The 12,329-nt window shown below is 54.4% G+C and carries 14 protein-coding genes and 1 pseudogene; 11 read left to right on the plus strand and 4 right to left on the minus strand.

Annotated elements, in window-relative coordinates; all coding sequences use genetic code 11:
- Positions 1–11 precede the first annotated feature (11 nt).
- The 4 genes from AAGR08_RS23205 to AAGR08_RS23220 are packed head-to-tail and all read left to right on the plus strand — an operon-like array spanning position 12 to position 4,359.
- Positions 12–1,187: a M20 family metallopeptidase gene (locus tag AAGR08_RS23205; RefSeq protein WP_345831028.1), complete on the plus strand. Its 1,176-nt coding sequence runs from the start codon at positions 12–14 to the stop codon at positions 1,185–1,187.
- On the plus strand, positions 1,184–2,254 hold the full coding sequence (locus AAGR08_RS23210; RefSeq protein WP_345831030.1) for a mandelate racemase/muconate lactonizing enzyme family protein: 1,071 nt from the start codon (positions 1,184–1,186) through the stop codon (positions 2,252–2,254). The genes AAGR08_RS23205 and AAGR08_RS23210 overlap by 4 nt, the downstream gene beginning before the upstream one ends.
- A 2-nt stretch (positions 2,255–2,256) precedes the next feature.
- Entirely contained in the window at positions 2,257–3,426 is a 1,170-nt protein-coding gene (locus tag AAGR08_RS23215) for a Xaa-Pro peptidase family protein (RefSeq protein ID WP_345831032.1), read from the plus strand.
- A 9-nt stretch (positions 3,427–3,435) separates the two neighbouring features.
- Positions 3,436–4,359, plus strand: a complete 924-nt coding sequence (locus AAGR08_RS23220; RefSeq protein ID WP_345831033.1) for a dihydrodipicolinate synthase family protein — start codon at positions 3,436–3,438, stop codon at positions 4,357–4,359.
- Here AAGR08_RS23220 and AAGR08_RS23225 read toward each other — a convergent pair.
- Positions 4,343–5,365: a CTP synthase gene (locus AAGR08_RS23225; protein WP_345831034.1), complete on the minus strand. Its 1,023-nt coding sequence runs from the start codon at positions 5,363–5,365 to the stop codon at positions 4,343–4,345. The two genes, AAGR08_RS23220 and AAGR08_RS23225, sit on opposite strands and share 17 nt — an antisense overlap.
- 68 nt (positions 5,366–5,433) lie before the next feature.
- Between AAGR08_RS23225 and AAGR08_RS23230 the strand changes: the two genes are divergently transcribed.
- Positions 5,434–6,642, plus strand: coding sequence for a pyridoxal phosphate-dependent aminotransferase (locus AAGR08_RS23230; RefSeq protein WP_345831035.1), 1,209 nt, complete (start codon positions 5,434–5,436; stop codon positions 6,640–6,642).
- Between the two features lie 606 nt (positions 6,643–7,248).
- Positions 7,249–7,986: a metallophosphoesterase gene (locus tag AAGR08_RS23235; RefSeq protein ID WP_345831036.1), complete on the plus strand. Its 738-nt coding sequence runs from the start codon at positions 7,249–7,251 to the stop codon at positions 7,984–7,986.
- Between the two features lie 196 nt (positions 7,987–8,182).
- On the opposite strand, the gene AAGR08_RS23240 is transcribed toward AAGR08_RS23235, so the two are convergent.
- Positions 8,183–8,509 (minus strand): gamma-glutamylcyclotransferase family protein, encoded by a 327-nt coding sequence (locus tag AAGR08_RS23240; RefSeq protein WP_336777720.1) that lies wholly within the window; start codon positions 8,507–8,509, stop codon positions 8,183–8,185.
- A 351-nt stretch (positions 8,510–8,860) separates the two neighbouring features.
- Positions 8,861–9,124, minus strand: coding sequence for a hypothetical protein (locus tag AAGR08_RS23245; RefSeq protein WP_345831039.1), 264 nt, complete (start codon positions 9,122–9,124; stop codon positions 8,861–8,863).
- On the opposite strand from AAGR08_RS23245, the pseudogene AAGR08_RS23250 reads away from it, so the two are divergent.
- From AAGR08_RS23250 to AAGR08_RS23270, 5 genes and pseudogenes are all read left to right on the plus strand, one after another.
- Positions 9,124–9,354 (plus strand): annotated as a pseudogene (locus AAGR08_RS23250) (baseplate protein); the annotation flags it as partial. The gene AAGR08_RS23245 and the pseudogene AAGR08_RS23250 overlap by 1 nt on opposite strands.
- Before the next feature lie 120 nt (positions 9,355–9,474).
- Positions 9,475–9,801: a hypothetical protein gene (locus AAGR08_RS23255; RefSeq protein WP_103183781.1), complete on the plus strand. Its 327-nt coding sequence runs from the start codon at positions 9,475–9,477 to the stop codon at positions 9,799–9,801.
- Between the two features lie 50 nt (positions 9,802–9,851).
- A complete protein-coding gene (locus AAGR08_RS23260) occupies positions 9,852–10,211 on the plus strand; it encodes a hypothetical protein (RefSeq protein WP_345831043.1) in 360 nt (119 codons plus the stop codon).
- Positions 10,135–10,569: a hypothetical protein gene (locus AAGR08_RS23265; protein ID WP_345831044.1), complete on the plus strand. Its 435-nt coding sequence runs from the start codon at positions 10,135–10,137 to the stop codon at positions 10,567–10,569. Before AAGR08_RS23260 ends, AAGR08_RS23265 begins: the two co-directional genes overlap by 77 nt.
- A gap of 482 nt (positions 10,570–11,051) precedes the next feature.
- Positions 11,052–11,657, plus strand: coding sequence for a hypothetical protein (locus AAGR08_RS23270; protein ID WP_345830847.1), 606 nt, complete (start codon positions 11,052–11,054; stop codon positions 11,655–11,657).
- An 81-nt stretch (positions 11,658–11,738) separates the two neighbouring features.
- On the opposite strand, the gene AAGR08_RS23275 is transcribed toward AAGR08_RS23270, so the two are convergent.
- A complete protein-coding gene (locus AAGR08_RS23275) occupies positions 11,739–12,257 on the minus strand; it encodes a GNAT family N-acetyltransferase (protein WP_345830849.1) in 519 nt (172 codons plus the stop codon).
- Between the last annotated feature and the right edge of the window lie 72 nt (positions 12,258–12,329).

A 12,329-nucleotide genomic window follows, 5' to 3' on the forward strand; every position in this document is an offset into this window, starting at 1 on the left:
GCGGAGTGAATATGAGCCTTTATCAGGTAGACAGCGTGCGCATGAAGCGCGATTTAGCCGCGCTGGTGGCAATCAATACGGAAAACCCGCCCGGCCAGGAGCGTGAAGCCGCCGAATGCGTGGCGGGCTGGTTGCGTGCTGTGGGTTTCGATTTGTCATTCAGCGAATACGCGCCGGGGCGCACCAACGTGATTGCGGTGCTGAAAAACGGTGTCGGTCCCTGCTTCGCCTTTAACACTCATCTCGACACTGTCCCGGCTGGCAGCAGCTGGAGCAGCGATGCCTTCACCCTGACCGAGCGCGACGGCAAGCTCTACGGACGCGGCGCGTGTGATGCTAAAGGGCCACTGGTGGCGATGGTGGAAGCGCTGCGACTGCTGGCCGCCAACCGTCAACACTGGTCCGGCACGCTAATGGGCGTGTTCACCGCAGATGAAGAGGTCGCGAGTGAGGGCGCGAAGTTCTACGTCAAAGACGCCCCGCCGGCGATTGATTTCGCGGTGATTGGTGAACCGACCTCCAACGCCACCTTCTCAGCGCACAAAGGTAGCCTGCGCCCGCGCGTCAAAGTTAAAGGAGTGACTGCGCACTCGGGTACTCCAGAACTCGGCGTTAACGCCATCTACCAGTCGGCCAAACTGTTGGGGCTGATCGAAGAAGCGCATCATCAGCAGGTACGCTGCCGCTGCCACGCGCTGGTAGGCAACGCCAGCCTGACGGTGACGCGTATCCACGGTGGTCACGCTGACAACGTGGTGCCAGACAGCTGCGAACTGCTGCTCGATCGCCGCATGGTGCCCGGTGAAAGCGAAGAAGCGGTGAAAGCGGAACTACAACAGTTGCTCGATCACGCCAACGCATCGGCTGGGGTAGAAGCGGAGATTGTTGCCTGGCAAGCCACCACCGGCGGCGCAACGGAAACCGACAGCAACGAAGCGATTGTGCAGCACAGCCTGGCGGCCTGCCGCCGTCATGGCCAGCCAGAAGCGGGGCCGTTTGGCTTCCAGGGCGGCTGCGATTTGGTGCACTTCCGTGCGCTGGGTGCCAAAGGCGTGGTGATTGGCCCTGGCAGTCTGGCGGTGGCGCACAAGCCTGATGAGTTTGTGCCGGTAGAAGAGTTTATTGCTGCGGCATCTATTTACCTCGACGTGGCGCTGGCAATGCTGCCGCGGGAGTCTGCGCTGTGAAAATCACCCTGTGGCGCGGCGAACTGCACTATGCGGGGGTCACCCTGCACACTGCCGCCTCCGGTGCCATTAACGCATTGGATACGCTGTGGCTTCAGCTGGATGACGCCATTGGCGAAGTGCGTCTGAACATCAGTTACCTGCACGGCTACAGCGCGGAGCAGGTGTTACAGGATGTCACTCGCGCGCTGTCACAGTGGAGCAGCAACGATGACGCGCAAACCTTATTAAACCGAACTGCAGCCGATGCCGGTCTGCTGGCCCCGACGCGCATGCTGCTGGATATGGCGCTACACGATCTGCTGGCGAAAAGGGCAAAGCAATCTTTGGCGCAGTGGCTGGGAGCCGCACCTTGTGCTGCATCGTTCGCCACCAATCAAACCCTGTTCTGGGGCAGTGAAGCCCAGATGCTGCAACAGGCGCAAGGCTACGTAGAGCGTGGCTTTACCCAGTTAAAACTGCGCACCGGCGTGGCGGATATCGCCACCGATCTGGCGCGGCTGCAACGGCTGCGCGCCGAGTTTGGAGCCGATATTTCCCTGGCGATAGACGTTAACGGCCAGTGGACGCTGGCGCAGGCACAGCGCGCTTTCCCGACGCTGCGTGAACTCGATTTAAGCTACGTCGAGCAGCCGCTGGCGGTGAGCGATGACGCGCAACTCGGCCAGCTCTCTACCTTCGGTGTGCCAATCATGCTGGATGAGAGCCTCAACAGTGCGGCGGCGATTGACCGCTTAATTGCGGCGGACGGGGCGCTGTGGGGCCACCTCAAGCTGGTCAAACTGGGTGGTATTGCACCGACGCTGGCGGCCGCGCGTCGTCTGCAGGCCGCTGGCGTGCCCTTCATGATCGGCCAAATGAACGAAGGCCACGCGGCGACGGCGGCGGCACTGCAATTGTGTCGCGTGCTGCAACCGCAGTATGCCGAACTCTATGGCGCCGATGGCCTGACAGATGATCCGGTTAGCGGTTTGCTCTATCAGCACGGCAGCGTGCAAGTAACGGATTCTTACGGCCTGGGCGTGCAGTTCGATGCTACCCGCGCCACTTTCCTCAAGGAGTTTTAGTGATGCAACAGCTCAACAATGTGATTCAGGGCAGCGAATCTGCTTTTGCCGCAGACGAGTATGCCAGCCGCATCCAGCGCACGCGCGAACGCTTAAGCGCTGCCGGTGTGGACGTGATGATAGTTACCGGGCCAGAAAATATTTTCTGGTTAACCGGCCAGCAAACCCCCGGCTATTACACCTTCCAGGCGCTGCTGCTGTCGGTAGAAGGGGAGCCGGTATTTGTGATCCGCCAGCTCGAATATTTCAACTTTATCGCCAACACCTTTATCTCCGACGCGGCCATTTATCAGGATGGCGATAACCCGGTGGACTTCCTGTTCGCCGTATTGCAACAGCGCGGCTGGCTCAATAAACGAATCGGGCTGGATAAACGCGGCTGGTTCCTGCCGATTGCAGTGTACGAGGCGCTGCAAAGCAAGCTGGGCACCATCGCGGATACCGCGTGGGTGATCGAACCGCTGCGCGCCATCAAGTCGGCGGCGGAGGTGGAAAAAATTGCCACGGCGGCACGCTATGTTGATGCGGGTATGCAGTCCGGAATGGCAGCGGTACGCGCGGGGGCGGATGAGAACGCTCTGGTTTCGGCGATGATGGGCGCGGCGATTGCCGCCGGTTCTGAGTATGTCGGTATGGAGCCGCTGGTCTCCAGTGGCCCGCGCAGCGGCGTGCCGCACGGCACCTGGCGTCGTCGGGTGATCAAAGATAACGATCCGGTGTTCCTCGAAATGGCCGCAGCGCACGATCGCTACCACGCGGCGCTGATGCGCTCAGCGTGGATTGGCCGCCCACCGGCTATCGCGCTGGAGATGGAGAAAGTGTGTCAGGAAGCCCTGCAGGCGGCACTGGATGCGATTCGTCCGGGCGCGACCTGTGCCGATCCGCACATCGCCTGTCAGAAAGTGATCGACCGCGCGGGCTTTACCGACAACTTCAAAAAGCGTACCGGCTACTCGATCGGCGTCTCGTTTGCGCCGGACTGGGGCGAAGGCGGCATTCTCAGCCTGTACAGCGGCGTCACCACTGAACTCCAGCCAGGGATGACCTTCCATATTCCCCCGGCGCTGCGCATCTACGGTGAATTCACCGTGGGCGTGAGCGAAACCGTGGTGGTGACTGAATCCGGCTACCGTCAGCTCGGCTCGCTGGCGCGTCCATTAACTCTGCTGTAAGGAACTGTTATGAAAGATATTATCGAATGTCGTGAACGCCTGCGTGGCATTTTCAACATCACCGTCACGCCCTTTACCCTCGCGGGCGGGATCGATTTCCCTGCGCTGCGTGAAAACATCGAGCGCGTCATCGGCCTGGGTTATGACGGCCTGTTGATTGGTGGCACCTACGGAGAATTCCCGGTGATGTCACTGGCGGAACGCCGTGAACTCTTTGCCAACGTGATGGAATGCGTACAGGACCGCGTGGCGGTGATGCTGTGCAGCGCGGCGTCGGACCCGCGTGAAGCGCGTGAACTGACTGAACTGGCAGGAGAGTTGGGCGGTCTGCCGATGGTCACCGCACCGTTTGTCAGTGAAATTACTGACGAGCAAATTTTCAGCTATTTCCAGGAGATGGCACCGCTGTCGCGTACCGGGATTCTGGTTTACAACGCGCCGGGCATCGGTATCACACTGTCGCCTGCGTTGCTGGAGCGTCTGGCCGATATTCCTGGCGTGGTTGGTATCAAACAGGGTGATTTGAACCCCACGGCGATTGACCAGATTGCTAACCGCCTGCGCGGCAAGCTGCGTCTGTTCTGCGCTTCGGACCTCGCTTTCCTCGGGCCGATGATGGCCGGATTCGACGGCATCAGCACCACCAACAGCGGAGCGCTGCCAGAGCTGGTATTGGCCAGCTTCCGGGCGCTGGAAAAGGGTGATGCGGCTACAGCGCGTGACCTGCATCAGCTGTGGTTTGATTACCGCACCCTGGCGCGTCAGCACGGTCAACCCCAGCTGGTGAAGGCGGCGATGGCGCTGCGAGGCTTTAACGGCGGCACGGTGCGCGCCCCGTTGAAACCGATCTCAGAATCGGCACTGGCGGCGCTGACCAGCGTGATGCACAAGCTGGCCAGCGACAGCCGCACCGGCGTTATGCTGTCACGCTAATCACCGCTTGCAGGAAGGCGGTGAACAACGGGTGTGGGGCATCAGGACGTGACATCAGTTCGGGATGACCCTGCACCCCCAGCCAGAAGGGATGCGAGGCGCTGCGAATCGCTTCGACGATAGCATCGGTTTGCACCGTTACGTCGATGCCGCCCGCTTGCAGTTGCGGCAGTAGGCGCGGATTAAAGCAGTAGCGATGGTTATAAGGCATGCGGTCATAAGGTGCGGCAGCCGGATAGGCAAACAGGCCACAGCGGTGGCGCAGATCGTCAAAGCGCACAAAGCTGTGCAGCGGCGCGTCAGGTGCCACCTCGGCGAGCATGGCGTTTTCATAGCCAGTGGCTTGTTGCACCACTGCCGTACACATGCTCTGCATGCCAAGACACAATCCGAGTGTTGGGATGTCACGCTGCAGCGTGGCTTTGGCCACCGCGATTTGCCCGAGCACCGCAGCCATCGACGAACCGCCTGGCAGCACCACGCCATGCAGACCGTCCAGCTCATGCAGATCAGCGCAGAGTTCAGCAGGAGGCAGCAAGCAGATATCCAGCGCGACACCTAGCTGCCGCGCCGCCGCTTGCAGTGACATCAGGTTCGCCGGGTAGCTGTCGCGATGATCGCGCTCGCGCCCCATCAGACCGATGCGCAGCGTGCGCTCACCCGTGGCTGCGGTCTGCCGCAACAAAGGCAGATCGCGACTAAAGCGGCGATCTCCTTTGAGGTTGGCGATACGTGATGCATCGGCGGCTGCCAGCACGATCACCGCATCTTGCAAAGGCAGCTGACTGACATCAGTGACTTCATGTTGCAGCGTATCGCTGAGGAACAGGCCGCTGGTGACGCAGTAGCCCGCCGCCGCCACGTGCTGATGGCTGTCGGGATACTCGTTGCTGAAGTTAGGGCGTAGGCTCCATAACGGCAGCGACAGCTGATTTGCCAACAGGCTGGCGGCGACACCGAACTGCGCCGGGTTGTGGGCATCATCAAGAATGAAGAGAAGTGACACAGTAAATTTCCTGCTGTTGTTGGGTGGTTAATTGTATTAGTTGAAACAATATATACAAAAGAGGATTTATGAATAGTCAGCAACTGGCCCGACGTATGCAGCGTGTCCGCCCGTCGCCCACCGCCACCATTTCCGACCAGGTGCGCGCCCTGGAAGCGGCAGGCAATGCAGTGATTAACCTGGGAGAAGGGGAACTGGATTTCGCCACGCCCGCCAATATCAGCTACGCCGGGATTGCCGCCATCGTGCAGCAGCAAACCAAATACACCGCAGTCTCAGGTACTAGCGAACTGAAACAGGCGATTGCCAATAAGTTTGCGCGTGATAATCAGCTCAGTTTTAACCCGCAGGAAATCATCGCGGGCAGCGGAGCCAAGCAGTTGATTTTCAACGCGCTGCTCGCCACGCTGGATGCCGGACAGGAAGTGATCATCCCCGCGCCATACTGGGTTTCCTATCCCGATATGGTGACGTTGGCTGAGGGGGAGCCGGTGATTGTGCCGTGCCATGAGCAGCAGGGTTGGAAGTTGCAACCTCAAGACTTAGCTGCAGCACTGACGCCCGCCACTCGTTGGGTGATCCTCAACTCGCCCGGCAATCCCACCGGGGCCGTCTACAGCGCGCAGGAGTTACAGGCGCTGGCCAATGTGCTGTCCGGACATCCTCAGGTGCTGATTATGGCGGATGATATCTACGAACCGCTGCGTTATGACAACACACCGTTCAGCACCTTCGCGCAGGTGGCACCGCAGCTTGCCGACCATACCTTGACTATCAACGGCGTCTCCAAAAGTCACGCCATGACCGGCTGGCGGCTGGGTTACGCGGCGGGTCCGGCATGGCTGATCAATGCCATGCAGATCTTACAATCGCAGAGCACCTCAAATCCGAGCAGCATTTCGCAGGCGGCAGCGGTGGTGGCGTTGCAGCAGCCCGCAACATTTTTGGCGGAGTGGATTGCGGTGCTCGATCGCCGTCGCCAGCAGGTACTGGAGACTATCGCCGCCAGCAATGGCTTGAGCGCTAGCGCACCGCAAGGGGCATTTTATATCTTTGCCAACTGCACCGCGCTGATTGGCCGCAGCACACCTCAAGGTGAAGTGTTGGCCAATGATAAAGCCGTCGCCAGCTGGCTGTTGCAGGATGCCCAGGTGGCGCTGCTGCACGGTTCGGCGTTTGGCACACCGGGTTATCTGCGTATTGCTTATGCGGTGGAGGATGGTCTGCTGAGAGAGGCGTGCCAGCGCTTAAAGGCCTCATTATCGAAGTTGTCGTAGCGTTCTCGTAGGGGCAGCCTTCGGGCCGCCCGTTGCCGCCTATCACTAATCATATCGCCTGTGGCCAGCCCCTAGCCGCGCGAAATTCTATTATGCAGTTGCACCGGAACCCACAGAAACAGAACTTTTTCGCGCCGATAATCCGGAGGAAAGTGCGGCAACTATCGCGGTTCTTATGTCTGAGGATATGGCGTTTATTACAGGTCAGACGCTAAATATATATGGATGGCGGTGCATCAAGAGGAAACTGAGTTTTCTGAACAGGCAAATAATGAAGGGGGGCTTTATTTGCCCCTCAACAGTACCTGTGAGTTTTCTAAATGAATGTTTCCTAATGGCACGAAGCTGTAAGGTCCGCTGTGAGCGAGGAGCGGACCTTACGCATCCCTGCTAACATTGGCTCTGAGCAGTCGGAATTGAATATAACGATTTATTGTGAATCTCCAACCGTCTTTGCTGCCCACGTGATTCACCGTAATCATTGAATTACTGATCTTAATTAATCTATCCATTGTTGTCATAGTGGTGAAAAACATGAAATTTGAAACCGGATTCATGGTCATCAATAACGGTCTTGTTCTCACACAGTAATCGTATGAGGTCTTTATGCTGATAGCGCAGGTTTCAGACATTCACGCCTCAACCGAAAATGATCATCTGCTTCAGTTCGACCAGGTACTAAATTGGCTTACACATCTGCAACCGGACTTACTGGTACTTACTGGCGATCTAACGGATGGGAATTGGCAGGAAGGTTATAAACACATAGCTGACCGCCTGAATCAGCAAAATTACCCTTCGTTAATCCTGCCAGGTAACTCAGACGACCGAAGTCTGATGCGTTCTGTTTGGGATGAAAACAGATGGGCACACGATGCCCAGGGAAAGGCCCTGCACTTTACCCATAACATCGGTGGCATTCGTATTATTGGTCTGGATTCGACGATTGATTATAAGGATTACGGCAGTGTGACTGAGCATCTGAAATGGCTGGATAATCAACTTAGCGACGCAGACAGCCCTCCGTCATTGCTGTTTCTGCACCATCACGTATTTGCATCTGGCATACCAACGCTAGACGAAACGATGTGCAGAGGTCTATCTGAGATGGAAGATTTGATTAGACGCGCCCCGGCCAGATTACTCGCCATTTCTACAGGTCATGTCCACAGACCAATAGCTGGTACGTTTGCGGGCATACCTGCCTACATTTGTGGCTCCGTCTGCCCGGCAAATCCTGTCTGGTTTGGAACAGTTAACGCTCCTCCTGCGAATGACCCGCCAGCGTTGATGATTCACCGCTACGTCAGTAACTCTCTTGCCAGTCATTACGTTTGCGTCTAGCTGACGTAGAAAACGCATAGACCTCATAGAAAACGACCACATCCCCAGTGATTAACTCATAATGTTGCGGGAGCGCTGTCCGCTTCTGGCAAAAAGCATAAGTGCGTCTTTAACAAGGTCCGCTTTGAGCGAAAAGCGGACCTTAATCATATGTATTTTGGAGTAGTAAGCCCGCTAATTAGCGGGCTTAAGGCCATTATTTTTTTAACATGTATATGCAGGAATTGACGGTATCCCCATCATCCGTAGTAACTGTGACGGGCACGCGCTCGTATTGACTACCTTCAAATTCGTCAAGTACATCCCAGTGACGCTGCAAATTCTCTGACGTAAAAAGAAATCCTTGCACGCGATTGCCTGAGTTATCCAAAATAATACCGGGATAGCCCATTTCGGCTCCCCATCCCTCATTGATAAGAGAGCCTGCGACATGCCCTTCGCGCCATGCACCACCTATCTTTTCGAGAATATGAGCGTTAGGACGGCCTGGCCCCAACGTTCCGTAAACAAACAGACTTTCCATGCATCCTCCTGTTAAAAGTAATAATCAGAATATCTTACTATCAACTTTTTCTTCCAGAGTAGATGCGTAGCAAATCCATCAACGTCCGCTTCTGGCACAAAGCGGACTGATGCATAGATCAATGTCCGCTATGAGCGAAGAGCGGAAGTTCGAACTAAAGCTGCCATATGGAGAACAACAGGGAACTGGTCAAAGGCGCAAAAAACGGAAGGATTCTAAAAGTTATGGCTATTTGCATTCTAGGGTTGGACAAGCCTGGCTGGATCGGACGCGTCAGTGCTGTGCTTTATCGAGGGCAGCCAGAATCTGCTCCGGTGACGCCAGCCCGGCAAAGACAGTGATGGTTTCAGGTCAGGTACTCTCTACCGGCATCACAATCAGCCCTGGCGTACCCGTGAGCCCCAGCGCCTGCGCGAGCGCATCGTTTTTCTCCAGAACAGGGGCATGGCCCACGGCGTTCAGCGCATCTTCGCCCGCGGCGTGAGCCGCAGCCCTGATATCCTCTGTCGTCAGGTCACCCTCGATATGCCCGGTGTGATAAATCCCGTTGTGGTATGTCAGGTAGCCTGCTGCGTCTTTCGCTTTCCAGACCCCGATACCGTACAGTGCCGCCACCAGCTATGCCGTCCACCAGCGCCACCAAAGATTACGTTTGCTCGCTCAACGGGCTGATTGAGATCTGCAACGCGGGCGGGGGCTGGTCGGTCACGCACTTGGGCAGCGGCACGACGATCGGGTTTAACGAGGCGGGCGAGTTGTATGCTATATCTCAGGGTGGTGCGTTCATTTCGGCTGTCGGCGATATGGCTATCAAGGCTGCGCAAGTCACCGTGTATAAGGGCTAATGTCCGAAAAAGTGGTTAATCGGATCTGAATTACGCTCCTCGTTGTACCCTGCACTAAAAATAGGCAAATATTTTTAGCGCGTGATAAACTTACCGAAAGCAATAAGAGGAGCGAAAAAAATGAGCAGTCGTCGCATGCCAGCTCTTAGCCCGGAAGAAATCCGCAAAATTTCAGCAACTGCCGTGGCGAATGTCGCTGCGCAAAAAATAGTAACCAATGCCTCTACTGGCAGCACTTTTGTTAAGGCGTCAATGTCTGGGAAAGTCATGAGCAAACAGACTCATGTACGCAATTCTAAGGACTCATCAGGCTATGTAGTGAGAGGGGGAGACTCCCTCGTTGACAAAGCCCGTAAGGTCCTTGCTTCCAGTGCTTTATCTCAAAGCAAAAGCCGCGAGTATCTGCAAGATTCGTTTAACTCGGTCCGTAAAACGATCAAGTCATAATGTTTCCTATTTTGAAAATGCCCCTGCTGGGGCTTTTTTTTTGGTGAAACATGGCCCAAGAAAACAAAAAATGGGTATTTACCGAGCTGGTAAAAGATCCAAATAATATAGAGCAACTAATTTCGTATGCCATCTATAAAGGATTCAAAGACGAAAAGGCGCAGAGTCTTCGAAAGGAGAATAAAAGCGAAGCTGAAATTGAGGATGAGTTAGTCAAATACCACGATCATTGCCTCACTTCGCCAAAGCAGCTGGATGTATTCCGGGAAAAAGCGTCACAAATCGTTGGCGGCTATGTTGCTGCGGCAAACAGCGGGCTACAGGCGCGTGCAGATGCAGAATTTGCTAAATTTGAAGCTGAAAAAAAAGAAAGACATCGCGGCTCTCGAAAAGAAAGCAAAGGATGCTGAAAAAGCTGCCTTAAAAAAACTTATGTCCGGAGCTGAACAGTACAGCAAGCAAATCAAAAAGCCGGTAGGTTTTTTTGAAACATCTAAAGCATGGGGCTGGGCGCTGATTAAGTTTCTTTTTTCTGGCGTGCCTAAACTTTTTGCCACTGCATTTTCGATAGGCCTTCTATTTTCTTTATATGGGTTCATTAATGGAGACGCTGTTACAGGTCTGCGAAAAGGACTTTATAAAACAATTGATTTAACTGTGCCTGGGGAAAGGGTAGTTAGCGAGAAGAGAGATGTAAGTTCAATTACCCCTGAAGGACAGGAAGCACCAGCGGAGAAAAGCCCCGCGACGGCGGGGCATAACCATTAACGAGTCGGGCCGTAACACGGCCCGTCAATTTCGGGTAGTAGCGGCGTTTGTAAGGGGATCGGCTAACTAAATCCGTTACATGTATTAGCTCAGACTTGATCTGACGATTTTCACTAGCAGCACATAATCAAATCTGACAGCCTACTTTGAGCGAGAAGCAGACACTTCACATATGACGACTAAGTATTTTTATTACGTTGAACATCACATCGCTGCCAGGCGGGCTCGGCGTAATCGAGGTACCGAGCATTTAAAACCGACAGTAAGTGTTATCTGTCGGTGAGGCTGACTGACGCCTCCTTGCTCACCCGGTCGCTACGTTCCGACAGTGAGACTGCAGCGGGCATCAGCATGACACAATTCCTTAATAGCACTTACACCCTTGACCCCGCATAAAGAAAACAGCACTCTAAGCATCAAATGATTAATTTTCTGGTTATAACACAAGCATGATAGCTCCCCTTTTTCTGCCGGAGCATATTATGATAATGAACATTTTTTATCCCAAAATCCAGGGGCTGGTCATTGCAACAGCCGGCTGCATTCTTGTTATTGGTGCACTTTTCACAGACGTCTTTGTCTTGGCTGATGAGATGAAGGAAAGTTCGGTCACTGAAATTATGCAGGAGCTGATATTACTGGTCGTTGCCTCACTGTTCATATGCCGTGCGGGAAAAGATAAAGCACGCCGTCCCGCATTGATCCTTATGGCCGGTTTTTTTATCGTACTTCTCATCCGGGAAATGGATTTTGCCTTCGATATTTTGTCACACGGCAGCTGGCTTTGGTTTTCCCTTACCGTCTCGGTTTATGCGGTATACCAAGCTGTTCGGCACGGTCAGCAGACGCTGGCCGCGCTGGCAGATTTCATGTCCCGCCCGTCATGGGGAATGATGTGCGCCGGGATACTGACGGTACTGATCTTCTCCCGTTTTTTTGGCATGAACGAACTGTGGAGACATATTGCCGGAGAGGACTACCCGAGGGTGGCAAAAAACCTGGCCGAAGAGGGGACAGAGCTATTCGGATATATGCTCTGCTTGCTGTCAACCCATGATTACCTGAGAGAGGTGAGCGCGGATGGCTAGCCTCAGCCCACTTTCCGTCTTTTTGTGTAAGTCAATTACTGTCTGTTTTTAAGGATTCTGATATTAATATCCATAAATAGCCTAGCGTATAAGAATCCGTACCTGCTTACCATGGTAGTTAGCATACCCTTGAAACTCGAAACCAAAACGCTCAGCGAGATAATTTGAGCGTTTATTTTCTTCGTCAATGATACAGCACACTGAAGAGGAAAATGTCTCATCGGCCCAAAGTAAAATTGCTGTCAGTGCTTCAGACGCATAACCCTTCCCCCTGGCTTCGGGAATTAACGTCCATCCAGCTTCAGGGTATTTTAACGCAGGAATGATATCACGATGAGCATCTTGAAAACCAAATGCACCAATATAACGACTTGTAGTTTTTTCAATAACTGCCCAGTAGCCATAATTTAATGCATGCCAGTGCCCGATATAGCGTAGTAAGCGAGACCAAACGATTTCTGCCGTCGGATTATCACCGCCATTAATTTTAGCCATCTCAGGAGTAGCCCAGCTCGCCATAAGCTCTGGAAAATCGCCGGGCGCAAATTGCCTTAAAATCAGTCGTGCTGTTTCAAGTTGAGGCGCTTGCTGAGCAGTCATCACTTCCACCAATCGTAGCTATTCAATGCAGCTGCTATACACCATGCATGGTTCATATCTCCCGAGCAACTA

The sequence above is a fragment of the Pantoea sp. BRR-3P genome, assembly GCF_039621635.1.
Taxonomy (GTDB): Bacteria; Pseudomonadota; Gammaproteobacteria; order Enterobacterales; family Enterobacteriaceae; genus Pantoea; species Pantoea floridensis.

Coding starts and splice junctions, on each gene's coding strand:
- AAGR08_RS23230 (WP_345831035.1), top strand. CDS start 5,434: ATGAATAGTCAGCAACTGGCCCGACGTATGCAGCGTGTCCGCCCGTCG.
- AAGR08_RS23275 (WP_345830849.1), bottom strand. CDS start 12,257: ATGACTGCTCAGCAAGCGCCTCAACTTGAAACAGCACGACTGATTTTA.
- AAGR08_RS23235 (WP_345831036.1), top strand. CDS start 7,249: ATGCTGATAGCGCAGGTTTCAGACATTCACGCCTCAACCGAAAATGAT.
- AAGR08_RS23240 (WP_336777720.1), bottom strand. CDS start 8,509: ATGGAAAGTCTGTTTGTTTACGGAACGTTGGGGCCAGGCCGTCCTAAC.
- AAGR08_RS23220 (WP_345831033.1), top strand. CDS start 3,436: ATGAAAGATATTATCGAATGTCGTGAACGCCTGCGTGGCATTTTCAAC.
- AAGR08_RS23215 (WP_345831032.1), top strand. CDS start 2,257: ATGCAACAGCTCAACAATGTGATTCAGGGCAGCGAATCTGCTTTTGCC.
- AAGR08_RS23270 (WP_345830847.1), top strand. CDS start 11,052: ATGATAATGAACATTTTTTATCCCAAAATCCAGGGGCTGGTCATTGCA.
- AAGR08_RS23265 (WP_345831044.1), top strand. CDS start 10,135: ATGCAGAATTTGCTAAATTTGAAGCTGAAAAAAAAGAAAGACATCGCG.
- AAGR08_RS23205 (WP_345831028.1), top strand. CDS start 12: ATGAGCCTTTATCAGGTAGACAGCGTGCGCATGAAGCGCGATTTAGCC.
- AAGR08_RS23255 (WP_103183781.1), top strand. CDS start 9,475: ATGAGCAGTCGTCGCATGCCAGCTCTTAGCCCGGAAGAAATCCGCAAA.
- AAGR08_RS23260 (WP_345831043.1), top strand. CDS start 9,852: ATGGCCCAAGAAAACAAAAAATGGGTATTTACCGAGCTGGTAAAAGAT.